The following is a 24,663-nucleotide window of genomic DNA, read 5'->3' as shown; positions in this document are numbered from 1 at the left end:
CGCCTTATTCGATGATCATCAATGGTTGGCCATACTCAACGGCGTCGCCGTCGGTGATCAAAATCCGCTTAACCGTGCCGGACGCAGGGGAAGGAATATGGTTCATTGTTTTCATCGCTTCGATGATCATTAATGTGTCGCCTTCGGTAACTTTGCTACCCACACTTACGAAATTAGCTGCACCGGGTTCGGCCGCCATATAAGCGGTTCCAACAACGGGTGAAGGCACCGCGCCGGGATGGTCAGACGGATCTTCACTGACGACCGCGGGAGCGGATGCGGGTGCAGAAGCCACAGCCGCAGCAGGGGCTGCAACGGGGGCGGCTGCAACGGCGGCAACAACATTGGTTTGTTTGCTAACACGAACATTCAAGCAATCGTCGTCGCCATACTCGCGTTTGACATGCAGCTCGGTGAGATCGTTTTCATTTAGAAGTTCTGCAAGGGCCTTAATGAATGCCACATCTGAATCGTGATTTTTTGTCATGCCGTCCTCGATGTTTTCCGTTACCGCTTCTTTGGCAGCAACATGCCAAATTGTGTTTTAGACGCTTATAGCCAGTTGCCAAGTGATAGAAAAGCATTCCTACAACAATTCTTGACCTTACGAGAGCGAAAACTCAAGATTTTGTTACAGAAGTTGTAGCGGAGGCAGAATTTCAGGGTTGTTAGAAGAATTCTATGGAGTGAATGGACCCAAACTCTGCTCTTGGCACCGTGATGCCACGAGATTCTGCCGCATTTATACTGGAAGTTTGCTTGATTTATAATCATTTTAAGAGCGGCATTTTATTTTTTGACCATTTAGTCAATAAATTGCTTTGAAAGTGCTAAAACATGTGCAACGCTCTGGATATCAAACACGCCAGCAGGGAGGCACCTATGCCGAACAGCCAGTTTACCCCCGGAATCGCTTCGGGAAGGTTGTCAGACACGGACTACAACGAGAATTTTTCCGATCTTCACGCGCCTCTTGAGGTCCATGAGGCCGCAGTTGCGGCAGATCGCTGCTATTTTTGTTATGACGCTCCATGTATGACCGCCTGTCCGACGAGCATCGATATTCCATTGTTCATTCGCCAGATTGCCACGGGAACACCCGACGCAGCAGCGAGAACAATTTTTAATCAAAACATTCTGGGCGGAATGTGCGCTCGGGTCTGCCCGACGGAAACGCTTTGTGAAGAAGTTTGTGTGCGCGAAACCGCCGAGGGGAAACCTGTCGAAATCGGCCGTTTGCAGCGATTTGCAACAGATACGTTGATGGCAAAGGGTGTTCATCCCTATGTACGGGCTGCGGCGACGGGCAAAAAAGTTGCCGTTGTTGGAGCCGGACCAGCGGGTTTGGCCGCAGCGCATCGGTTGGCGATGAAGGGGCATGATGTGACCCTGTTTGACGCGCGCGCTAAAGCTGGTGGGTTAAATGAATTTGGGATTGCCGCCTATAAATCCGTTGACGAGTTCGCAGAACGCGAGGTCGCGTGGCTTTTGGAGATCGGCGGAATTACCGTTAAAACAGGGAAGGCCTTGGGAGGAAACCTTGCGCTCGAAACCCTTCGCGCGGAGTATGATGCTGTGTTCCTTGGTATTGGTCTTGGGGGAGTAAACGCTCTTCGTGCGCCAGGGGAAGACAAAGATGGTGTCTTGGATGCCGTTGATTTTATTTCAGATTTGCGCCAAGCAGATGATCTTTCTGCCCTTCCCGTTGGCCGCAATGTTGTGGTGATCGGCGGCGGGATGACCGCTGTCGACGCCGCAGTCCAAAGCAAACTATTGGGGGCGGAGAACGTCACAATGGTTTATCGCCGTGGTAAAGAAGCCATGAGCGCAAGTGTTTATGAGCAAGAATTGGCAACGGCCAAAGGCGTTCGGATTATCTACAACGCGCAACCTAAAGCCGTGCTTGGAAATGGCGCCGCGTCGGGCGTTGAGTTTGAATATACCACCTCGGAGCGCGGCGCATTGCAAGGGACGGGGGAGGTTTTCACCGTTCCCGCGGATCAAGTATTCAAAGCCATCGGCCAAACGCTAATCGAAACCCCAGAGGGTATCGCAATGGCGGGCGGCAAAATCCAAACCTCGGAAACGGGCGCAACAAACATTGCGGGAATTTGGGCTGGCGGAGATTGCGCGAGTGGCGGCGATGATCTTACTGTCACAGGGGTCGCCCAAGGGCGCGATGCCGCAGAAGACATTCATACATTTTTGATGGGAGGTGCCTAAGTCATGGCCGATCTAACAAGCAATTTCGTTGGCATCAAATCACCCAACCCATTTTGGCTGGCCTCAGCTCCGCCAACCGACAAAGAATACAACGTTCGCCGTGCCTTTGAGGCCGGTTGGGGCGGGGTTGTCTGGAAAACACTCGGTTCCGAAGGGCCGCCTGTTGTGAACGTAAACGGCCCACGGTATGGCGCTATTTTCGGAGCGGATCGCCGTTTGCTCGGTCTCAATAATATCGAGCTGATTACCGATCGTCCTTTGCAGACAAACCTTCGTGAAATCAAAGCGGTAAAGCGGGATTATCCCGACCGCGCGATGATCGTATCCCTCATGGTGCCTTGCGAAGAAGACGCGTGGAAAGCTATCCTACCCGTTGTCGAAGAAACGGGTGCGGATGGAATTGAACTCAACTTTGGCTGCCCCCATGGGATGGCGGAGCGCGGAATGGGCTCGGCTGTTGGGCAGGTGCCAGAATACATCGAAATGGTCACACGGTGGTGCAAACAAAACACCCGTATGCCTGTGATTGTGAAGCTCACACCCAACATCACTGACGTGCGCAAGCCTGCGGAAGCCGCGCGCAGAGGCGGCGCGGATGCGGTGAGTCTAATCAATACGATCAATTCCATCACCAGCGTCAATCTTGATGCAATGAGCCCTGAGCCCATGATCGATGGCAAAGGCACACACGGCGGATACTGCGGTCCAGCGGTGAAGCCGATTGCGATGAATATGGTTGCGGAAATCGCCCGTAATGCCGAAACGGCGGGTTTGCCAATTTCGGGAATCGGCGGCATTACCACTTGGCGCGATGCGGCCGAATTTATGGCACTTGGTGCTGGCAATGTTCAGGTCTGTACGGCCGTTATGACTTACGGTTTTAAAATCGTCGAAGAGATGATTTCAGGTCTGAGCGAATGGATGGATGAGAAGGGCCACACCAATACCGCAGATTTCGTTGGCATGGCTGTGCCGAATGTAACTGATTGGCAGTATCTCAACCTGAACCACGTCACAAAAGCAGTCATCAACCAAGACGATTGTATTAAATGTGGTCGGTGTTACGCAGCTTGCGAAGACACAAGCCACCAAGCAATTTTAATGTCCGAAGATCGTGTTTTCACGGTGGACGACAGCGAATGCGTGGCGTGCAACCTTTGCGTTAATGTGTGTCCTGTCGAAAACTGCATCACGATGACAACGCTCGAAGATGGCGCGATTGACGAGCGGACGGGCGAGAAAGCCGGTGGGTATTCCAACTGGACACAACACCCCAACAACCCGTCGTTCGCAGCAGAATAACAGGTAATATCAAAAGCATTGAATATGGGGCCTCGTTGTTTTTCGGGGCCCTTTATGTTTGAGTAGGGGACAGAACCCGTGTAAAGATGGTGTCCAGAAAGGCCTCAGCATCCGGAAACGGGTCGGGCCGTTCTTCGCCTAAAACCATACGCACCTGTACGTCAAAATCGGCATAATGCTGAGTCAGGGACCAGATCGAAAACAAAAGGTGGCGTGGATCCACGGGGGCGATTTTCCCCGCGGCAATCCAGCCATCAATCACCAAAGATTTTTCGTCGACAAGACTTTTGAGCTCGCCCTCAATTGCGGGTCCAATTCGCGGAGCCCCTTGTAGTATTTCATTGGCAAACAGTCGGCTTTCGCGCGGAAAATCTCGGCTCATTTGCAGCTTTCGATGAACATATGCAAGAATTTCGTCGCGAGGATTTCCCTCAGCATTTAATTTGTACAACGGGTCGAGCCATGTTTCCATGAGGCCCTCAAGCAAAGTCGTATGGATGGCCTCCTTGGAGGCAAAATAGTAGAGTAAATTCGGTTTGCTCATACCCGCGGTTTTCGCGATATGGTCCAGCGTCGATCCTCGAAAACCGTACTGGGAAAAAACGTCCAAAGCGGCCTCAAGAATCAATGAGATGTTTTTTTGCTGGATTCGTGTCTTTGGTTGCTTGCTGTTCATTTCGGCCTCATCTCTCGGAACTCTCGCGCCGATTTTGGAATCGTCTGTGCCGCTTTTAACGGCCTGCTCAAAAATGTGCCAATTTATTTGTTTATTTCCCAGAAACCTGCCATTCCTATAGGAATTCTGCGTGAAAACTGGTCGAAAAACTTGACTGGTTTCTCACCTCTGTTAGCGTAAGATTGACCAAATGGTCAAACTATTTTGGGTGGCGGGATGCTAAATAACATGCCCGCCTAGGGAGGCCACAGTGGCAAACGATCACACAATTATTCCAAACGACCTATCCGCTTTTTGGATGCCATTTACGGCCAACCGCCAATTTAAGAAGGCTCCGCGCCTTTTTGTTGCCGCCGAGGGAATGTATTATACGACATCTGATGGTCAACAGGTTTTGGACGGAACTGCGGGTTTGTGGTGTTGTAACGCGGGTCATGCGCGGCCTAAAATAACTGAAGCGGTTCAAAAGCAAGTCGCCGAAATGGACTATGCTCCGGCTTTCCAGATGGGCCACCCGAAAGCGTTTGAATTGGCGAGTACTCTTCGGGATATGGCACCTGACGGACTCAATCACGTCTTTTACACCAATTCCGGTTCGGAGTCGGTTGAGACTGCACTCAAAATTGCGCTGGCCTATCAGCGCACCATTGGGCAAGGCACACGTACACGGTTGGTGGGGCGCGAAAAAGGCTATCACGGGGTGAACTTCGGTGGGATATCCGTCGGCGGACTTGTGAACAATCGCCGGATGTTTGGCACCCTTTTGAATGGTGTTTTGCACCTTCCACATACTCATTTGCCCGAGAAGAATGCTTGGACCAAGGGCCAGCCAGAGCATGGCGTTGAGCTTGCGGATGACCTTGAACGGATGATCGCATTGCATGGTGCAGACACAATTGCAGCTGTCATTGTTGAGCCTATGTCAGGGTCGGCGGGTGTGTATATGCCGCCCAAGGGATACCTCGAGCGGCTGCGCGCACTTACAAAAAAACACGGTATCCTCCTGATTTTCGACGAAGTTATCACGGGATTTGGGCGCCTTGGCTCAAGTTTTGGCGCGGAGCATTTTGGTGTTACACCCGATTTGATTACCTGTGCTAAGGGATTGACGAATGGTGTGATTCCGATGGGCGCCGTTCTGGCTACTTCTGAAATTCACGACGCGTTCATGACCGGTCCCGAGCATGTGATTGAGCTTTTCCATGGCTATACCTATTCGGGAAATCCGGTGGCCTGTGCTGCGGGTTTGGCGACGCTTGAAACCTATCGCGAGGAAGAACTGTTCAAACGGGCTGCGGATATGGCTCCCTATTGGGAGGAAGCATTGCACAGTCTGAAGGGGTTGCCGCATGTGATTGATATTCGCAACATGGGCTTGATTGGCGCGGTGGAATTGGAGCCAATTCCGGGCGAGCCGACCAAGCGCGCGTTTGATGCTTTCTTGAAGGCTTATGATAAGGGAGTTCTCGTTCGGACCACGGGTGACATCATCGCTTTGAGCCCACCGCTGATTATTGAAAAAGAACATATTGATAAACTTATCGGGACGTTATCGGACGTTCTTAAGTCTTTGGATTAAGGAGCATCCCATGGCAGCACCAGGTGAAAACCTCAAAATTAACGGCGAACGTCTTTGGGAAAGTCTCATGGATATGGCAAAAATCGGACCGGGTATTGCTGGCGGAAATAATCGTCAGACCCTAACGGATGAGGACGGTGAAGGGCGCGCGTTGTTCCAGAAATGGTGCTTGGATGCTGGCTGTACGATGGGCCTTGATCAGATGGGAAATATGTTTGCGCAGAGGGAAGGAACGGACCCCGATGCGCTGCCGGTTTATGTCGGCAGTCACTTGGATACGCAGCCGACAGGTGGAAAATACGATGGGGTTCTAGGCGTTCTTGGCGGGTTGGAACTCCTCCGCACGATGAATGATTTGGGGATCAAAACCAAACACCCAATCGTGGTTACCAACTGGACCAACGAAGAGGGCACGCGTTATGCGCCCGCCATGTTATCGAGCGGAGTTTTCGCGGGAATGCACACTCAAGAGTGGGCGTACGAGCGCGAAGATGCCGAGGGCAAAACGTTCGGCGACGAGTTGAAGCGGATCGGATGGCGCGGTGACGAAGACGTCGGCGCGCGGAAAATGCATGCGTTCTTTGAGTTGCACATTGAGCAGGGGCCAATCCTTGAGACCGAAGGAAAAACCATTGGCGTCGTGACCCACGGACAGGGGCTCTCTTGGACCGAAGTTACCATCACAGGCAAAGATTCTCACACGGGATCGACTCCGATGCCGATGCGCCGTGATGCGGGGTTGGGTTTGGCGCATGTTCTTGAATTGGTGAACCAAATTGCAATGTCGCATGCGCCCCATGCGGTTGGCGCGGCGGGCCACATTGACGTCTATCCAAATTCGCGTAACGTGATTCCGGGAAAAGTGGTTTTCACCGTCGATTTTCGCTCGCCCGACCTCGCCGTCATCCAAGATATGGAAGCGCGTCTGCGCGAAGGGGCGCAAGCAATTTGTGACGAAATGGGCCTTGGGGTTTCGTTTGAGAAAACGGGTGGATTTGATCCTGTTACCTTTGATGAAACCTGCGTAACGGCCGTTCGCAATGCCGCCGAGCGCTTGGGGTATTCACATCGCGACCTGATCTCTGGTGCAGGGCATGACGCCTGTTGGATCAACAGAGTGGCACCGACCGCGATGGTTATGTGCCCCTGTGTTGATGGCCTTTCTCACAATGAGGCCGAAGAAATATCGCAAGAATGGGCGACCGCAGGCACAGATGTTCTGCTGCACGCCGTTTTGGAAACAGCTGAGATTGTCGAGTAATCTGCACGTCCCGCTGTCATTGGAAGGAAAAATGTTATGACCAAAGTCATCAAAAACGGAACCGTTTGCACTGCGGATCGCACGTGGAAGGCTGATGTTCTGATTGAGGGCGAGACCATCAAACAGATCGGCGAAAACCTCTCGGGCGACACATATATTGATGCGGAAGGGGCCTATGTGATCCCCGGCGGGATTGATCCGCACACCCATCTAGAAATGCCCTTTATGGGCACGACGGCGGCGGAGACTTTTGAGAGTGGAACATGGGCCGCGGCGGCCGGTGGCACCACGATGTTAATTGATTTCTGTTTGCCCGGCCCTGATGGCTCGATAAAAAACGCGATCAACGAGTGGCACCGCAAATCCGCACCGCAAATCTGTTCCGACATCGGCTATCACATGGCGATCACGGGCTGGAATGAAGACATCTACCGCGAGATGAAAGACGCGGTCGATATGGGAGTCAATTCGTTCAAGCACTTCATGGCTTATAAGGGCGCATTGATGGTGGAAGACGACGAAATGTTCGCATCTTTCCAGCGCTGCAAGGAGCTTGGTGCGCTGCCGATGGTGCATGCCGAGAACGGTGACATCGTTGATATCCTTCAGAAAAAATACTTAGCCGAAGGCATCACAGGCCCAGAAGGGCACGCCTATTCGCGTCCGCCAGAACTTGAGGGCGAGGCGGCAAATCGTGCGATTACGATTGCCGATGCCGCGGGAACGCCGCTCTATATTGTCCATGTTTCCTGTGAGCAGGCCCATGAGGCCATTCGTCGGGCGCGTCAAAAAGGCATGCGGATTTACGGCGAGCCGTTGATTCAATTCCTGACATTGGACGAAAGCGAGTATTTCAAAGGCGATTGGATGCATTCGGCGCGGCGCGTAATGAGCCCGCCGTTCCGTAATAAAGAGCATCAAGCCAGCCTTTGGGCGGGTCTTCAGAGCGGGTCATTGCAAGTGGTCGCGACGGACCATGCCGCCTTTAATTCAGAGCAAAAACTGATGGGGAAAGATAACTTTTGCCTCATTCCGAACGGCTCAAATGGGGTGGAAGAACGGCTTGCTGTTCTCTGGACAGAGGGCGTTGAAACGGGCCGCTTGACCCCCAATGAATTTGTGGCCGTAACCTCAACAAACATTGCAAAAATCCTAAATATATATCCGAAAAAAGGGGCGATAATGGAAGGGGCCGATGCAGATATCGTTGTTTGGGACCCAAAAATTTCAAAAACAATCAGCCAAGCCAATCACCATTCTGTCTTGGATTACAACGTGTTTGAAGGGTTCGATGTTAAAGCTCAAAGTCGTTATACCTTGAGCCGTGGCGAAGTTATTTGGGCATGGGGGCAGAATAGCCAGCCTCAACCTGGTCGCGGGCGCTTTGTACCAAGGCCGGCCTTCTCGAGCGCTTCAAAAGCCTTGAGTAAGTGGAAAGAACTCAACTCTCCACGCACAATTAAAAGGGATCCAATGAACATTCCTGCGGGAATCTAAATCAACGTGCCGGCAGTGTCGGCACGTACAAAAATGACCGGAAAACCGGCAATCTCAAGGGGGACGGCGTGAGCCAAGCAACTGTAATAGAAGCTAAAAATCTGGACCTGACATTTCAAACAAACGATGGTCCAGTCCACGCGCTAAAGGATATTAGCCTTAAGATCAACCAAGGCGATTTTGTTAGCTTCATCGGACCGTCGGGGTGCGGAAAAACTACGTTTTTACGTACGATTGCTGCTCTTGAGACGCCGTCGGCTGGGGAATTGACCGTCAAAGGAGTGAGTGCGGAGGAAGCACGTCAGAAGCGCGCCTACGGGTTTGTTTTTCAGGCGGCGGGCCTTTATCCGTGGCGCACGATTGCGGGGAATATCCGACTGCCCCTTGAAATCATGGGGTTTTCTAAGTCTGAGCAAAATGAGAAGGTCGAGAAAGTACTCGAACTTGTTGAGTTGGCGAATTTTGGCAATAAATTTCCGTGGCAGTTATCGGGTGGTATGCAACAGCGCGCGAGTATCGCGAGGGCCCTTGCGTTTGACGCCGATATTTTGCTGATGGATGAACCCTTTGGTGCTTTAGACGAGATCGTGCGAGATCATTTGAATGAACAGTTGCTAAAGCTCTGGGCGCGAACCAACAAAACAATTGGCTTTGTTACGCACTCGATTCCGGAAGCCGTGTATCTGAGCACCAAGATCGTCGTTATGAGTCCGCGGCCCGGACGCATTGCTGACGTCATTGAAAGTACGCTGCCCAAAGAACGGCCGCTGGACATTCGTGAAAGTCCCGAGTTTATCGAAATTGCACATCGGGTGCGGGAAGGCTTACGTGCAGGTCATAGCGATGATTGATGTGGGCTTGTTATTTTCGAACATCGACTGGCAAAACAGTGCGATATTGGAAGGGAAATTCTCTTATGCGTAGCATTTTTCCAATATTGACGGTTGTTACGGCAATCATTGTTGTTTGGTATTTTGGAACTTACCAAATGAACAAAACCTGGACGCAAGACCAAGCGCGCCGTGCAAATGTTGAGCTTACGCTGAACGAAATCGTCGCGGATACAATGGCCCAAGACCGGCCCAAGCTCCCGGCTCCCCATCAAGTGACGCAAGAAATCTGGAAAACTACGGGCGCCATGGTGCTTGAGGGCAAGGGTCTGTCTAAACGAAGCTTGATTTATCACGGGTGGATTACCTTGAGTTCAACGTTGGTTGGTTTCGCCATCGGTACGATCGGTGGAATTCTATTGGCCGTGGGCATCGTCTACAACAAGGCGATGGATATGAGCGTTATGCCGTGGGCGATCGCTAGCCAAACTATTCCGATCCTTGCCATCGCGCCGATGATCGTGGTCGTTATGAACTCTATCGGGGTGCAGGGACTGTTGCCCAAGGCCATTATTGCAGCCTATTTGTCGTTTTTTCCGGTCGTTGTTGGCATGGTGAAGGGACTGCGTGCACCCAATAATATGCAACTTGATCTAATGAAAACCTACAATGCCAGTGGGGCTGAGACGTTTTGGAAATTGCGCCTCCCAAACTCGATGCCCTACTTTTTTACAAGTCTGAAAATCGGGATTGCTGCGGCGCTGATCGGCGCGATTGTAGCGGAACTTTCATCCAGCCCGTTGCGTGGTTTCGGCGGCCGAATGTTGACGGGGAGTTATTACGGGCAGACCATCCAAATTTGGAGCGCTTTGTTTTCGGCAGCGGTTATGGCGGCCTGTCTCGTTGGATTTATTGGTTTTTTACAACGCGTCACGTTGCGTAGAATGGGGATGACGCAATGATTTGGATCGTTTCTGTACTGCTTTTTTGGGCTGCGGCCATGGGTGTGAATATTAAAATCGCCAATAGCGTTTTGGCGAAAACGCGTGCGGGAAAACTTTTTGTGCCGACACTGTTTGGCGTCACAATTCTGGTTGTTTGGGAAGGGCTTGTGCGGGGCATAGAAGTGCCTGCCGTAATTTTGCCGCCGCCAAGCGCCATCGCGGTACGGCTGAGTGAAAGTCTACCAATTCTTTGGACGGATTTTGTTCAAACCTTTGTAAAGGGCGCTTTGACGGGGTATATCATCGGTTGTGGCTCCGCGTTTCTGATCGCAATTGCGATTGATCGCTCTCCGTTTTTGCAACGTGGTCTGCTTCCAGTTGGCAACTTTGTCGCGGCCTTGCCCATAATTGGTACTGCGCCCATCCTCGTGATGTGGTTCGGGTTTGATTGGCATTCCAAAGCCGCAGTTGTGGTTGCGATGGTGTTTTTCCCAATGCTGGTCAATACGGTTCAAGGGCTAAAAGAAACAGATGCAATGCAACGCGATTTGATGCAGAGTTATGCAGCAAGTTATTGGCAAAGCTTGTTTAAACTGCGCCTTCCTGTTGCGATGCCGTTTGTTTTTAATGGGCTTAAAATTGCGACAACACTGGCGCTTATTGGGGCAATCGTTGCTGAATTTTTCGGTTCTCCGACTCGTGGGATGGGGTTCCGCATTTCAACCGAGGTCGGGCGTTTAGGGCTTGATATGGTGTGGGCAGAAATTACGATTGCGGCAATTTCGGGATCGTTGTTTTATGGATTTGTGGCGTTCGTTGAGAAAAAGGTAACCTTTTGGCATCCGTCTCAGCGGCGTCGGTGATAATTAAAAAAACTAATCAACATGGGAGACTACCAATGAAAAAACTACTGACAAGCGCTCTAGCTTTGGGCTTTGCTGCGGGTGCGGCGAATGCTGCTGATGATCTTACTTTGCAACTTAAATGGGTGACGCAGGCTCAATTCGCGGGCTATTACGTGGCTCTTGATCAAGGATTTTACGACGAAGAAGACCTGAACGTTACGATCAAACCCGGCGGCCCCGATGTGGCGCCAGCACAGGTTATCGCGGGTGGTGGTGCCGATGTTGTTGTGGATTGGATGCCTTCTGCTTTGGCCGCGCGCGAGGCGGGACTTCCGCTCGTGAACATTGCACAACCGTTCAAAAGCTCCGGCATGATGCTTACGTGTCTCAAGGAAAGCGGCATTGTTGCTCCCGCTACGGATTTCGCCGGAAAAACACTTGGTGTTTGGTTCTATGGCAACGAGTATCCTTTCCTGAGCTGGATGAGCACCCTTGGCTACACCACAGAGGGTGGCGACGGTGTAACTGTTCTAAAGCAAGGGTTTAACGTTGATCCATTGTTGCAGGGGCAGGCCGATTGTGTGTCGACAATGACCTATAACGAGTACTGGCAGGTGATTGACGCAGGGCTTACTCCTGATGATTTGGTGACGTTCAAGTATGAGGACGAAGGCGTTTCGACACTTGAAGATGGTCTTTACGTTCTAGAGGACAAGCTTGCTGATCCTGCGGAAGTCGACAAGCTTGAACGCTTTGTGCGTGCTTCAATGAAGGGCTGGAAATGGGCAGAAGAAAACCCAGACGAAGCTGCGTCAATTGTTTTGGACAATGACGAAACAGGTGCGCAAACTGAGAAGCACCAAGAGCGCATGATGCGCGAAATTGCTAAGCTTACAGCGGGATCAAACGGCGCGCTCGACATCGCGGATTATGATCGTACGGTTGCGACTCTCTTGGGCGGTGGCTCTGATCCTGTCATCTCCAAAATGCCTGAAGGGGCCTATACATTGGCCATCACAGACGCCGCATTGAAATAGGCGACTGATTTTACTTTCTAGGGCGTCTCCTTTGGGGGCGCCCTTTTTTGTCGCACGCTTGCCAGTCTTTGATACTTCCGAAGCACAACAAAAAAGGGCCACCCCGACAAGGAGTGGCCTTAACTCTCACGATTTTAGCTGAATTACTTTAGCTCGATACGGGTCGAGATAAGCTCATCTACAACACCTGGGTCCGCCAGAGTCGACGTATCGCCCAAGGAGCCATAGTCATCTTCGGCAATTTTGCGCAAAATACGGCGCATGATTTTTCCAGAACGCGTTTTTGGCAATCCCGGGGCCCATTGGATGATATCGGGTTTGGCAATCGGGCCAATTTCCGTACGGACCCATTTCTCAAGATCTTTGCGGAGTTCATCCGTTGGCTCAATACCGTTCATCAAGGTGACATAGGCGTAAATGCCTTGGCCTTTAATGGGGTGCGGGAAGCCAACAACCGCCGCTTCGGCGACATGGGCATGGGCCACCAATGCACTTTCGACTTCGGCAGTACCCATGCGGTGGCCAGAAACGTTGATCACATCATCCACGCGACCAGTGATCCAGTAATACCCATCCGCATCGCGGCGACAGCCATCGCCCGCAAAATAATACCCTTTGTAATCGGAAAAATAGGTCTTCTCGAACCGCTCGTGGTCGCCGAAAACGGTCCGCATTTGGCCGGGCCAGCTTGTTTTGAAACACAGAACACCTTCGGCCTCGGTCTCATGGATTTCTTCGCCCGAGGTCGCGTCAAGTACGACAGGAGCGATGCCAAAGAAAGGCAGGGTTGCGGAGCCAGGTTTCGTAGCAGTTGCGCCGGGGAGGGGGGTCAGAAGGTGACCGCCGGTTTCGGTTTGCCACCATGTGTCAACGATGGGGCATTTGCCTTTTCCGACCACGTCGTTGTACCAATTCCACGCTTCTGGATTGATGGGCTCGCCCACGGTTCCAAGTAGTTTGAGGCTGGAAAGGTCATGTTTTTCAACGGGTCCGTTTCCGTGCGCCATGAGGGCGCGAATGGCTGTTGGGGCTGTATAGAATTGGTTGACTTTGTGTTTCTCGCAAACCGCCCAGAAGCGCCCCGCGTCGGGGTATGTCGGCACACCCTCAAACATTATAGTCGTCGCGCCATTGGCGAGAGGGCCGTAGATAATATAGCTGTGACCCGTAACCCAACCCACATCGGCCGTACACCAAAAGACGTCGCCGTCATGGTAATCGAAGGTGTACTGGTGCGTCATCGCGGCGTAAACGAGATAGCCGCCGGAGGAGTGGACAACGCCCTTGGGTTGGCCAGTGGAGCCGGACGTGTAGAGCACAAACAGTGGATCTTCGGCATTCATTTCTTCGGGGGCGCAGTCGGTGCTAGCTGCGGCCATTTCCGCTTTGACGTCGATGTCGCGCCCTTCAGTCCAAGTGGTTTGGCCGCCCGTGTGTTTTACCACCAAGCATTTTACTTTGTCGTTACAGTGCAAAAGTGCCGCGTCTGCGTTTGATTTGAGGGCTGTATTGCGTCCGCCGCGCGGGGCTTCGTCGGCTGTAATGACGAGTTTCGCCGCGCTGCCGTTAATGCGATTGGCAAGCGCATCCGGTGAAAATCCAGCAAAAACAATAGAGTGCACCGCGCCGATGCGCGCGCAGGCCAACATCGCGTAGGCGGCCTCTGGGATCATGGGCATATAAAGGACAACGCGGTCGCCCTTGGTTACGCCTTGAGATTTAAAGACATTCGCAAGCCGACAGACGTTTTCATGCAGCTGTTTATAGGTGATGTGTTGCGCGGGGGTGTCGGGGCTATCAGGTTCAAAAATGATCGCCGTTTGGTCGCCGCGCGTTGCAAGATGGCGATCGATACAATTGGCAGCCACATTGAGGGTTCCGTCGGCGTACCAATTGATGTTCACACTTCCGAGTTCGAAATTCGAGTTTGAAACTTCGGTATAGGGCTTGATCCAGTCAATTCGCTTGCCGTGCTCGCCCCAAAACGCATCGGGGTCCGCGATCGACGCGGCATACATTTTTTCGTAAGTGGCTTTATCTGCGTGAGCCTCTGCAGAAAATGCGGCGCTGGGTGCGTAGGTTTTATCACTCATTTGAAGTCTCTCCTCCCGATGTGCGCAGCGTGAGGAGACTGGGCACAAATTCCTTGGTCGATGTTTACCACTTTTTGCGCAAAGCGCGAGGGGTGGTCCCGCATTTTTCTGCGGGGCCGTTTGAAACTGCGCCGTGCTTTAAATAGCGAGGTATTCCGCGCGCAATTTGTCGTCGTTAAGGACCTCGTCAGCAAGGCCGTCAAAAACGACGGTCCCGGTATCCAAAATGACCGCACGATCTGCAAGTTTTAGCGCACGAATGGCATTTTGCTCAACGATCACGGTGGTGATGCCTTGCGCTTTGATGATGTTGAGGGTTTTCTCAATCTCGTCAACGATGACAGGCGCAAGCCCTTCATAGGGCTCATCTAGCAACAAAACCCTAATATCGCGGGCAAGGGCGCGGGCGATGGCGAGCATTTGTTGCTCACCGCCCGAAAGCGTGACGCCTTCCTGCTTGCGACGTTCGCCAAGGCGCGGGAACAACTCATAGAGGCGCTCAAGCGACCAGCCAATAGGCTCGGCAATCTGCGCAAGTTGCAGGTTCTCTTCAACCGTAAGACCCTGAATAATACGGCGATCCTCGGGAACTAGGGCCAAGCCTGCACGCGACGCTTCATGCGCCTTCATTTTATGCAAATTTTGATGATCGAGCCAGATTTCACCATGGGTAAGCATCGGATCATCGAGACGTGCCAGAGCCCGTAAGGTTGAGGTTTTACCCGCACCATTGCGGCCGAGAAGGGCAAGGATTTCGCCTTCATGCACGTTAAAACTCACCCCTTGGACGATGTAGCTCTCGCCATAGTAAGCATGTAAATCCCAGACGGAGAAAAAGGCCGGAGCCGTGGCGGCGTGGTTTGCGTTTTTCGCGAGAGCCATGTGGGCCTCCTATTCCTGAGTTTCGCCGAGGTAAGCTTCTTTTACCTTGGGGTGACCCTTGATGTTTTCGGGGGTGTCTTCGACCAATGGAGTGCCTTGGGCGAGAACGGTGATGCGTTCCGCGAGCGAGAAGACCACATGCATGTCGTGCTCAATGATGGCCATAGTAATGTCGCGGCTATCTTTGATTTCCTTGAGCAGGTCGATGGTATTATTGGTATCGGCGCGCGCCATGCCAGCCGTTGGTTCGTCTAACAGCAACAGGCGCGGTTCTTGGACCAAGCACATGGCCATCTCAAGGCGTCGCTTATCCCCGCGAGAGAGGGAGCTTGCTGTCATGTGCAGTTTGTCTTGCATATTCACATCGAGCAACATTTTTTCTGCTTGCTCGTTAATGTCCACTTCGTTTTCAACGGTTTCCAAGGCGTGCAAGCGGTAGGACCCGTCACGTTTTGCAAAGCAGGGGATCAGAACGTTTTCTAAAACCGTGAGATCGGCAAAAATCTCGGGTGTTTGAAACACACGGGAAATGCCCATCTGATTGATTTCATGCGGCTTACGCCCCAAAACAGATTGGCCGTCGAACATCACTGAACCCGTATCGGGAATGAGTTTGCCAACCAAAACGTTGAGGAGGGTGGATTTACCGGCCCCGTTTGGGCCGATAATTGCATGAACGGTGTTTTCAGCAATGCTGAGGTTGACGTCTCCGAGTGCCTGGAGCCCCCCAAACCGCTTGCCGACGTTTTTTACTTCTAGAATACCCATGTTCGTATCCTTTCTTATTCGGCCACGTGAGGAGTGGGTTTCGGGGCATGCGTTTTGTTAGAGTTTGGATCCCCCCCGCCACTGCGCTTGTTTTTAATCCATTTCGTGATGCGTTGTCCGCCTTCCATCAGCCCTCCTGGCAGGAAGATCACGACGAGCATAAAGAGCGCGCCAAGGGTCAGGTGCCAGCCTTTGCCAACGAAGGGGTGGATCAGCGTCACAAGGAGGTTTTCCAGACCATCAGGTAGGAAATTAAACCAACCGTGCAAAACCGTATCGTTGATTTTTGAGAAGATGTTCTCGAAATACTTGATGAAGCCAGCCCCAAGGACAGGGCCCATCAATGTACCTGCACCGCCGAGAATGGTCATGATGACAACCTCGCCAGAAGCGGTCCATTGCATTCGTTCGGCGCCCGCGAGGGGATCCATCGAGGCCAGTAAACCACCCGCCAAACCTGCGTACATACCCGAGATCACGAAAGCGGCCAAAGTGTAGGGACGCGCATTCAAACCAGTATAGCTCATGCGTGTTTGGTTGGTTTTAACCGCGCGCAACATCAGCCCAAAAGGGGAGCGGAAGATGCGCAGGCTGATGTAGAAGGCAATCACTGCAATCACGCCACAGAAGTAGTAGCCAACGTTGAAGGTGAATACGTGTCCAAGGACTTCCCATTTGGCGGAACTGTTCATCGAAAGGCCAAAGAGGTTGGTGTTTGGAAGCGAACCCGAAGTGTTTTTCGCCATAAGGATGCGCGGATCATCTAGGGCCAATTGCAAGCCGGTTTCCCCGTTTGTGATGGGGGTAAGTACCGAATAGGCGAGGTTGAAGCTCATCTGTGCCAAGGCAAGTGTGAGGATCGAGAAGTAGATCCCAGACCGGCGCAGCGAAACATATCCAATCACGAGGGCAAAGAGGCCCGAGACAATAATCGCCAGAATAATTCCAGGAATGACGTTTACGGTGAGGAGTTTCATCATCCAGACTGCGGAGTAAGACCCCACGCCCAGAAAGGCTGCGTGCCCAAAGGAGAGGTAGCCCGTGAGGCCAAAGAGGATGTTGAACCCGATCGCGAAAATACCATAGATCGCAAAGCGTTGCATGAGATCAGGGTAGCCCGCGTTGAATTGCGCCAAGCCGGAATTTTCGGCGAAAGGTTGCGTGAGAAACGGCGTCAACATGGTCAAAGCGATCACGAGCAGCAGAAATTTGGTGTCTTTTTTGTTGAGACCTAGCATGATTATTCCTCCATCACACCTTTGCGGCCCATAAGTCCGCGAGGACGGGTGAGCAGAATGATAATTGCAACCAGATAGATGATGATCTGGTCAATTCCAGGGATGATGTCTTTGATCCAATTCATGGAAGCAAAGCTCTCAAGTATCCCTAGCATGAAGCCCGCAAGCACGGCGCCCGGAAGGCTGCCCATACCGCCAACAACCACAACAACAAAGCTTAGTACGAGGAAGTCCATCCCCATATGGTAGTTGGGCGAGTTGATCGGCGTATACATCGCCCCAGCAACCCCCGCGACGGCGGCCGCAATCCCGAACATAAAGGTAAAGCGTTTGTCGATGTCGATGCCAAGGAGCCCGACGGTTTCGCGGTCGGCCATACCGGCACGCACAACCATCCCAAAGGTGGTGAATTGCAAAAAGCTAAAGACCGCACCAATCACCACGAGGGAGAAGCTAAAGTAAACCATGCGCCAGTAGGGGTAGATGATTTTATTTGCGTCCATACCAAAGGCGAGGCCAAAGTCAAACGAGCCTCTGAAGACATCCGGGGCCGGTGTAGGAATGGGGTTTGCGCCGTAGATCGCCTTGATGATTTCCTGAAGGACAATCGCCAACCCGAAGGTCACAAGGATTTGGTCCGCGTGGGGGCGTTTGTAGAAATGTTTGATCAACCCGCGCTCCATAACGAAGCCGACAAGGATCATGAAAGGTATAGCAAGGAGGAGGGAAAGTGGGACCGCCCAGTCGATGATGGCTGCACCCGTTTCGGGGCCAAACCATGCTTCAACATAGGGGGTCTTGATCTCAGCGGGATTGCCGAGGAAATCAACTTTCGTCTCGTCCAACTTGACGGATGACAAACTTAGGAGTCTGCTAAAGGTGACGGCACAAAATGAGCCAAGCATGAACAGCGCACCGTGGGCAAAATTGACCACCCCCAACGTGCCGAAAATTAGAGTTAGGCCCAAAGCGATCAGCGCATACGCAGACCCTTTGTCCAACCCATTCAGAATTTGAAGAAGGAGCGTGTCCATTATCCCCACCCGATTTTTTTATGATTTGGGGCGCCTACATTTGTAGGGCCAAGGGGGTTGGGCGCAACGCATGCGCCCAACCATTGTCGATCAAGCCTTAAGCGCCTGGGTTACATTGACCCAAAGCACCACCCGCAAACATGGGGTTGTCTGGGGCGTAAGTCACTTGGCTTACTGGGGTAACTTCAACGATTTCAAGAAGGTCAAACTCGTTTTCTGGGTTCTCTTTACCCTTCACAACAAGCACGTCTTTGAAGCACTGGTGATCTTCGGCACGGTAAAGTGTTGGACCGTTGCCAAGACCATCAAACTCAAAGCCTTCAAGCGCTTCAACGATACCACATGGGTTAAACGTACCCGCGCGTTGTGCCGCATCCGCATAAAGAAGTGTCTGACAGTAAACCGTGTGTGCGGCCTGACTTGGTGGGAAGCCATATTTCGCGCCAAAGGAGCGCACGAAGGCTTGCGACGCTTCGTCCTGAAGGGACCAGTGCCAGTTTGTCGAGCCAAAGATACCTTTAACGTTTTCGCCCGCACCACGCGCCATGAGGCGGGAGTAAAGAGGCACAACAATTTCAAAGTTCTTGCCGTTGACTTGCTTTTCACGCAGACCAAACTGAACAGCGTTGGTCAGCGAGTTCACCATGTTTCCGCCGTAGTGGTTCAGAATCAGAACATCTGCGCCGGAGTTCAACACAGGTGCGATATACGAGCTGAAGTCTGTAGAGGCGAGCGGTGTGCGCACCTTGTTCACAGTGGTCCAGCCCATGGCTTCTGTGGCTGCGGCGATGGACTCTTCTTGTGTCCAGCCCCATGAGTAATCCGCCGTCAAGTGATACGCGACGCGGTCGTTACCATACATTTTTTCAAGCACAGGCGCCAAAGCAGCGGCGGACATATATGCGTTGAAGAAGTGACGGAAGCCATTGGCTTTTTTGTCTTTACCTGTGGTGTCGTTGGAGTGTGTCAGGCCGGCCATGAAAATCACGCCTGCTTCTTGACAGAGACCTTGAACCGCAATTGCAACGCCCGAAGAAGAGCCGCCTGTGATCATCACTGCGCCGTCTTTTTCGATCATGGATTTAGCAGAAGCCCGCGCCGCATCGGATTTGGTTTGTGTATCGCCGGTTACGAATTTAACTTCGTTACCCAGAATACCCGTGCCATCCAATGTCTTGGAGCTAAAGGTGTTCATCATGCCGCCGTCGCCGCCACCGTTCAGGTGCTCAACTGCGAGTTGGTAGGCACGAAGTTCGTCAGCACCCTCGTCGGCATAAGCGCCAGTTTGGGGTACGTTAAAACCAAGCGTTACGCCACTGCCGTCAGGGGCATTGGTATAGGCCGCTGCGGACGACGCTGTGAAAATCGTGGGAACAGCAAGACCAGCGCCAGCGATGGCACTGGTTTTAAGTAAACCACGACGAGTGAGTAAATTGGACATTCATATCCTCCCGATTGAATTAAGTAACATATGCCTCCTCCGCATATGCCACTCGCCCTTTACAGAACATGAACAGTATTCGTCCGGGTTCGAAAATTTCGCAACAATAGCTTTTAAACAAAGATTATTTTTGTAAAGATATAGACATTAAAAGTGATTAATGTGTAAAGTTATTAACGCGCACGCGCAGAAAATGCTGCATTTGTTGAGGTTTCCGCGGGAGGAAGCATGACGTCACACCAATTGACAGGCCATAGAATACGAGATCGAAGGGTCGCAGTCGGGCGAAGACAGGGGGAATTGGCCAGGCAGGTCGGAATTTCACCGTCCTACCTCAACTTGATCGAACACAATCGTCGCAGAATTGGCGGTAAACTGTTGATGGATATCGCACGGGCCTTGGCAGTTGATGCGTCGGCCCTTTCTGAAGGCACAGAAGCCACCCTTTTGGCCCGCCTTCTTTCGGCCGCGGCCAGCCAAATGGCGAGTGCCGCCGAGATCGACCAAATAGAGGGGTTTGCCGCGCGGTTTCCGGGGTGGGCGGCGCTGCTGGCCAGTCAAACACAACGGGTTTCTGCGTTGGAGCGCCAAGTCGAGGCCCTGACGGATCGGCTTGCACATGATCCTATTCTCTCGGGGGCGCTGCATGAAGTTCTCTCAACCGTGACTGCGATCCGCTCCACTGCGGCTATTCTGGCCGATCCGCAAGACATGGAGCAGGCGTGGCGCACACGTTTTCAGCGCAACCTCTATGAGGATTCGGTACGCTTGGCCGAGTCTTCGCAGGCTTTGGTGACGTATCTCGATCGCGATGAGGCGGCTTCCTCACAGGCGGGGACTCCTATCGACGTTTTGGAGGCATACTTACGAGAGCATAGTTTTCATCTTCCTGCGCTAGAGGTTGGCGATGCGGATATTCCCAATCTTGTCATTGCAGCAGGAATTGAAGGCGATGCCGCTCAAGAGGCGGCGCGCCAGTATTTCACGCGCTATGTGCAAGATGCTGCGGCAATGCCATTGGGAGCGTTTCAGCAGGAGGCCATCCGCGCACAATACGACCCCGCAAAGCTAGCCCGCGCTTTTTCCACCAGCATTCCCTCCACAATGCGGCGCCTCGTGACCCTCCCTGTCGAAACGGAAAACGCCGCCATTGGCCTTGCAATTTGTGACGGCACGGGGGCTTTGGTGCTGAGGCACGCAATCGGCGGATTTCCTTTACCAAGGTTTGGGGGGGCGTATCCAGAATGGCCACTGTATCAAGCTCTGAGCCGTCCAAATTTACCCGTGCGGCGCCATATTCAACAGGGGCAGGGCAGTTCTGCGCGCCAGTTCCTCGTCTATGCAATCTGTCAGTCGGTCGCGCCTCTTTCGTTTGATGTGCCACCGCAACTAGAGGCAACTATGTTAATTTTACCCGCAGCGCTTGTGCCAGATATTATCGGGGCCACGCCCGATCTTTTCCTGTCAAACACGCCTGTGACCCGGATCTAGCCGGTTTTGCGATTGCGTCGCATCAAAGTTGCTTTTGACATGAGGTAAGAGTATCGAAATAGTCAGGGCACGTAAAATGGGAGGTGGAGGCCTCCTGACAGGGGTTCTCGAACTGGCTGTCGAATCGGGAGGGATAGATGGGCAAACATGTCCTATTGATTGAAGATGAGCCGAATATTGTCGAGGCGATCCGTTTTATTCTGGCGCGTGATGGCTGGCGGGTGGATACCCATGCGGATGGACGCTCGGCGGTGAATGCGGTTCTTGATGTCGCACCCGATGTGGTGATTTTGGACGTTATGCTGCCTCATAAAAGCGGGTTTGACATCCTGAAGGAGTTGCGCGAAATCGAAGCGACCGCGACGTTGCCCGTGTTGATGCTTACAGCGCGCGGCCAAACCAAAGACCGCGCATTGGCCGAGAGTTACGGGGTGAGCCATTTTATGACCAAGCCCTTCTCCAACGCCGAAGTGCTTGAAATTATGCAAACACTTTGCCCCGCATGAACGAACCATCGCGCCCCCTCTTTGTGGCGCATGCCACCTATCGGGCGCGCCGAACTATGGACGCAGCCCGACTTTTGCCACTGTTGGGCGTCATTCTTCTTGTCGGCGTTCTGACCTTGATCCGCAGTAATGCCTCCGATGACGGGATCTCTGGGTCGGTGTTGTTTATGTTTGGGGTGTGGGTCGTTTTGATTGCGCTGGCGGCGCTTTTGGCTCGGCCGTTGCATCGTATCGGGCGCAAAGAGTATAAAGCGTCCAAGTCGGACCACGAGGCCTAGAGATGGTCCCGTTTAATGCGCTAATTGCCGTCTGCCTTACCTATGTTGTCGCCCTGTTTCTCATAGCCTTTTTCGCCGAAAAACGCGCAGCGGCAGGGAAGCTTGGCTGGCTGCAATCCCCGCTGGTCTATACGCTATCCCTATCGATTTATTGCACCGCTTGGACCTTCTATGGTGCCGTTGGATATGCGGCGCGCTCAGGGCTTGAGTTCGCGACAATTTACATCGGCCCCACGATTGTGATGATCGGGTGGTGGTGGTTTGTCCGAAAACTGGTGCGAGTTGGGAAAATGCAGCGGATCACCTCCATTGCCGATCTTATTTCCTCGCGTTTTGGGAAGTCGACGTCGCTTGGTGTTATCGTCACTTTGATGGCGGTCGTTGGGTCTACGCCATATATTGCCTTGCAGCTTCAATCGGTTACGCTCTCATTTTCGGTTTTTGCGACACATAGCGGCCAAGGTGCCAGCATGGATTTGAACGCCACCGCACTTTGGGTGGCGATCGGGCTTGCGGTCTTTACGGTGTTATTTGGAACCCGCAATCTGGACGCCAACGAGCGCCATCACGGCGTGGTGACGGCCATCGCAGTTGAAGCGGTTGTAAAACTTGTCGCGCTCTTGTCCGTCGGTATATTTGTGGTCTGGGGCGTGGCGGATGGTATGGGGGATACGCTGGTGCGGATCGACGCGTCGCCGCTCTCGGACATCCCCCCCAACACCAGCCGCTGGATCAGTTTGACGTTCCTTTCGGCGGCCGCGTTCATCTGTTTGCCGCGCATGTTTCAAGTCATGGTGGTGGAAAATTCCGACGAACGCCACGTGGCCACAGCGAGTTGGGCTTTCCCGCTGTATTTGTTTTTGATGTGCCTCTTCGTGCTGCCAATCGCTGTGGTTGGCCTCGAACTTTTGCCCAATAATAACCCCGATCTATTCGTTCTCAGCCTGCCGCTATCGATGAACCAAAATGGCCTTGCGATGTTGTCCTTCCTTGGCGGCTTTTCCTCGGCCACCTCGATGGTAGTTGTTGCGGCGATTGCCCTGTCGACGATGGTGTCAAACCACATTGTAATGCCACTTTGGCTCTCCAAAAACCAAAGCGGTGCGACGGTTTCGGGCGATGTGCGGCGTGTTATTTTGCTTGCGCGTCGTACATCAATCGCTGGCATATTGGGGCTTGGTTATATCTATTATCGTTTCTCAGGCGGCGGCGCGGCGCTCGCGGCCATTGGGTTGATCAGTTTCGCGGGGGTTGCGCAGTTTTTGCCCGCCCTCGTCGGTGGTATGTTTTGGCGCGGAGCAACACGGATCGGGGCCATCGCGGGCCTGCTGACGGGGTTTGCGATCTGGGCCTATGCGTTGTTTTTACCCAGCCTTGGTGCCAATGGTCTTATGAGTGCCTCTGTGATGGAGTTTGGCCCTTTCGGGATAAGTTGGCTTGCGCCGCAATCTTTGTTCGGTATCAAAGGCTTGGATCCCGTTGTTCATGCGATAGTCTGGTCCACATTCCTGAATACTTTGGCGTTTTGTACGGTATCTTTACTGAGTTTCCCCTCTCCATTGGAACGCCTGCAAGGAGCACAAATCGTCAACGCATTTGAGCATTCGACGACCGCGCAAGAGTGGAGGGGGCATGGCGGCGAAGCAGAAGATCTTCTGGTGATGTCCCAACGTATTCTGGGGGCGGATCAGGCGCAGAAAGTGTTTCTTCAGGCCGCAAAATCACAGGGAAAACAGGGGTATCTGCCCGATACTTCGCCAGATTTCCTCAGTCGAATTGAGCGCGAATTGGCTGGATCGGTTGGCGCTGCTACCGCGCATGCAATGGTTGGGCAGATCGTCGGCGGGGCCGCAGTTTCGGTTGAGGATTTGATGGCGGTGGCCGACGAAACGGCCCAGATGTTAGAATACTCAAGCCAGCTTGAGAACAAAACCGCAGAGCTTGGGCGCACGGCACTTCAATTGCGCGAAGTGAATGAAAAACTGACCGAATTGTCGATCCAAAAAGACGCCTTTTTAAGTCAGATCAGCCATGAGTTGCGCACTCCGATGACCAGTATTCGCGCCTTCTCAGAGATTCTGCGCGAGGAGGGAAAAATGACGGATTCCGAGCGTAAAAAATATTCGAGCATTATCCATGATGAGACCCAACGCTTGACGCGGCTTTTGGACGATTTACTCGATATTTCGGTGCTGGAAAACGGGCAAGTGAGCTTGAATGCACAGGATGCCACGTTGGGCGTGTTGCTTGATCACGCAGTTTCGGCGAGTATTTCGCATGATGCCCATCCGATCACCGTGATACGGGATGCGGGGCGCGAAATGGTTCCGCTTCATACTGATAGTGATCGATTAACTCAGGTCTTTATCAATCTGATTTCAAACGCACAAAAATACTGTGACGCCGAAACACCTGTGCTGCGTATTCACGTGCGAACACCAACACCGGATGGGTGGATTGAGATTATTTTCGGCGACAATGGATCAGGAATTTCGAACAAAAACCAAGGTTTGATTTTTGAGAAATTTTCGCGCCTCGGGGATCAGGCCGCAGCAGGAGGGGCCGGGCTTGGCCTTGCGATTTGCCGTGAGATTATGATCAATCTTGGCGGCGAAGTGAGCTATTTACCAGGGCAGAGTGGCGCGGCGTTCCGCGTTTCATTCCCGAGTAAATTACCTGACCGCAAAGTAACCCATGCGATGTTGGACCTTCCAAGCGAGGAAATCGCGATCTAAGGG

Annotated in this window: 21 protein-coding genes; 13 read left to right on the top strand and 8 right to left on the bottom strand. The window is 52.7% G+C overall.

The features are described 5' to 3' along the window. Nucleotides 1-4: 4 nt before the first annotated feature. Nucleotides 5-487 carry an acetyl-CoA carboxylase biotin carboxyl carrier protein gene (accB, locus tag AB9F26_RS17515; protein WP_039002528.1) on the bottom strand — a complete coding sequence of 161 codons (483 nt, stop codon included), beginning with the start codon at nucleotides 485-487 and terminating at the stop codon, nucleotides 5-7. A 395-nt stretch (nucleotides 488-882) separates the two neighbouring features. Between accB and AB9F26_RS17510 the strand changes: the two genes are divergently transcribed. Both AB9F26_RS17510 and preA read left to right on the top strand, forming a co-directional pair. Continuing rightward, a complete protein-coding gene (locus tag AB9F26_RS17510) occupies nucleotides 883-2,223 on the top strand; it encodes an NAD(P)-dependent oxidoreductase (protein ID WP_335585750.1) in 1,341 nt (446 codons plus the stop codon). A 3-nt stretch (nucleotides 2,224-2,226) separates the two neighbouring features. Then, nucleotides 2,227-3,525, top strand: coding sequence for an NAD-dependent dihydropyrimidine dehydrogenase subunit PreA (preA, locus tag AB9F26_RS17505; RefSeq protein ID WP_335585749.1), 1,299 nt, complete (start codon nucleotides 2,227-2,229; stop codon nucleotides 3,523-3,525). Between the two features lie 52 nt (nucleotides 3,526-3,577). Here preA and AB9F26_RS17500 read toward each other — a convergent pair whose 3' ends face one another. Continuing rightward, complete coding sequence (locus AB9F26_RS17500) at nucleotides 3,578-4,201, bottom strand: TetR family transcriptional regulator C-terminal domain-containing protein (protein ID WP_335585748.1); 624 nt, start codon at nucleotides 4,199-4,201, stop codon at nucleotides 3,578-3,580. A 298-nt stretch (nucleotides 4,202-4,499) separates the two neighbouring features. Between AB9F26_RS17500 and AB9F26_RS17495 the strand changes: the two genes are divergently transcribed. From AB9F26_RS17495 to AB9F26_RS17465, 7 genes are all read left to right on the top strand, one after another. Then, a complete protein-coding gene (locus AB9F26_RS17495; protein ID WP_335585794.1) occupies nucleotides 4,500-5,780 on the top strand; it encodes an aspartate aminotransferase family protein in 1,281 nt (426 codons plus the stop codon). A gap of 10 nt (nucleotides 5,781-5,790) precedes the next feature. Next, a complete protein-coding gene (locus AB9F26_RS17490) occupies nucleotides 5,791-7,041 on the top strand; it encodes a Zn-dependent hydrolase (RefSeq protein WP_369768611.1) in 1,251 nt (416 codons plus the stop codon). Nucleotides 7,042-7,077: 36 nt separating this feature from the next. Continuing rightward, entirely contained in the window at nucleotides 7,078-8,538 is a 1,461-nt protein-coding gene (gene hydA / locus AB9F26_RS17485; RefSeq protein WP_369768610.1) for a dihydropyrimidinase, read from the top strand. Between the two features lie 68 nt (nucleotides 8,539-8,606). Beyond that, nucleotides 8,607-9,389 carry an ABC transporter ATP-binding protein gene (locus tag AB9F26_RS17480; protein ID WP_369768609.1) on the top strand — a complete coding sequence of 261 codons (783 nt, stop codon included), beginning with the start codon at nucleotides 8,607-8,609 and terminating at the stop codon, nucleotides 9,387-9,389. Between the two features lie 65 nt (nucleotides 9,390-9,454). Beyond that, nucleotides 9,455-10,330, top strand: coding sequence for an ABC transporter permease (locus AB9F26_RS17475; RefSeq protein ID WP_369768608.1), 876 nt, complete (start codon nucleotides 9,455-9,457; stop codon nucleotides 10,328-10,330). 38 nt (nucleotides 10,331-10,368) lie between these two features. Next, on the top strand, nucleotides 10,369-11,175 hold the full coding sequence (locus tag AB9F26_RS17470) for an ABC transporter permease (RefSeq protein ID WP_369768636.1): 807 nt from the start codon (nucleotides 10,369-10,371) through the stop codon (nucleotides 11,173-11,175). A 35-nt stretch (nucleotides 11,176-11,210) separates the two neighbouring features. Continuing rightward, the gene (locus AB9F26_RS17465; protein ID WP_335585742.1) at nucleotides 11,211-12,194 is read left to right on the top strand and encodes an ABC transporter substrate-binding protein; all 984 of its coding nucleotides are present in this window, start codon (nucleotides 11,211-11,213) and stop codon (nucleotides 12,192-12,194) included. A 143-nt stretch (nucleotides 12,195-12,337) separates the two neighbouring features. Here AB9F26_RS17465 and acs read toward each other — a convergent pair whose 3' ends face one another. The 6 genes from acs to AB9F26_RS17435 form a co-directional block, all read right to left on the bottom strand. After that, nucleotides 12,338-14,287 carry an acetate--CoA ligase gene (gene acs, locus AB9F26_RS17460; RefSeq protein WP_335585741.1) on the bottom strand — a complete coding sequence of 650 codons (1,950 nt, stop codon included), beginning with the start codon at nucleotides 14,285-14,287 and terminating at the stop codon, nucleotides 12,338-12,340. Nucleotides 14,288-14,425: 138 nt separating this feature from the next. Beyond that, nucleotides 14,426-15,169 carry an ABC transporter ATP-binding protein gene (locus AB9F26_RS17455; protein WP_335585740.1) on the bottom strand — a complete coding sequence of 248 codons (744 nt, stop codon included), beginning with the start codon at nucleotides 15,167-15,169 and terminating at the stop codon, nucleotides 14,426-14,428. 9 nt (nucleotides 15,170-15,178) lie between these two features. Next, on the bottom strand, nucleotides 15,179-15,937 hold the full coding sequence (locus AB9F26_RS17450; protein ID WP_039002515.1) for an ABC transporter ATP-binding protein: 759 nt from the start codon (nucleotides 15,935-15,937) through the stop codon (nucleotides 15,179-15,181). A gap of 14 nt (nucleotides 15,938-15,951) precedes the next feature. Then, on the bottom strand, nucleotides 15,952-17,175 hold the full coding sequence (locus AB9F26_RS17445; RefSeq protein ID WP_335585739.1) for a branched-chain amino acid ABC transporter permease: 1,224 nt from the start codon (nucleotides 17,173-17,175) through the stop codon (nucleotides 15,952-15,954). A gap of 2 nt (nucleotides 17,176-17,177) precedes the next feature. Continuing rightward, on the bottom strand, nucleotides 17,178-18,209 hold the full coding sequence (locus tag AB9F26_RS17440; RefSeq protein WP_335585738.1) for a branched-chain amino acid ABC transporter permease: 1,032 nt from the start codon (nucleotides 18,207-18,209) through the stop codon (nucleotides 17,178-17,180). 97 nt (nucleotides 18,210-18,306) lie between these two features. Beyond that, nucleotides 18,307-19,650: a substrate-binding protein gene (locus tag AB9F26_RS17435; protein ID WP_369768607.1), complete on the bottom strand. Its 1,344-nt coding sequence runs from the start codon at nucleotides 19,648-19,650 to the stop codon at nucleotides 18,307-18,309. Between the two features lie 228 nt (nucleotides 19,651-19,878). On the opposite strand from AB9F26_RS17435, the gene AB9F26_RS17430 reads away from it, so the two are divergent. The 4 genes from AB9F26_RS17430 to AB9F26_RS17415 all read left to right on the top strand — a co-directional run bounded on the left by AB9F26_RS17430 (nucleotide 19,879) and on the right by AB9F26_RS17415 (nucleotide 24,660). Next, a complete protein-coding gene (locus AB9F26_RS17430; RefSeq protein ID WP_335585736.1) occupies nucleotides 19,879-21,141 on the top strand; it encodes a helix-turn-helix domain-containing protein in 1,263 nt (420 codons plus the stop codon). Between the two features lie 137 nt (nucleotides 21,142-21,278). Further along, nucleotides 21,279-21,647 carry a response regulator transcription factor gene (locus tag AB9F26_RS17425; RefSeq protein ID WP_039002511.1) on the top strand — a complete coding sequence of 123 codons (369 nt, stop codon included), beginning with the start codon at nucleotides 21,279-21,281 and terminating at the stop codon, nucleotides 21,645-21,647. Beyond that, nucleotides 21,644-21,925 carry a hypothetical protein gene (locus AB9F26_RS17420; protein WP_335585735.1) on the top strand — a complete coding sequence of 94 codons (282 nt, stop codon included), beginning with the start codon at nucleotides 21,644-21,646 and terminating at the stop codon, nucleotides 21,923-21,925. Before AB9F26_RS17425 ends, AB9F26_RS17420 begins: the two co-directional genes overlap by 4 nt. 2 nt (nucleotides 21,926-21,927) lie before the next feature. Then, nucleotides 21,928-24,660, top strand: coding sequence for an ATP-binding protein (locus AB9F26_RS17415; protein WP_369768606.1), 2,733 nt, complete (start codon nucleotides 21,928-21,930; stop codon nucleotides 24,658-24,660). The last annotated feature ends 3 nt before the right edge of the window (nucleotides 24,661-24,663 follow it).

This window comes from Falsihalocynthiibacter sp. BN13B15, assembly GCF_041205415.1.
Classification (GTDB): domain Bacteria; phylum Pseudomonadota; class Alphaproteobacteria; order Rhodobacterales; family Rhodobacteraceae; genus Falsihalocynthiibacter; species Falsihalocynthiibacter arcticus.
This window is presented reverse-complemented; position numbering and strand designations above follow the sequence as displayed.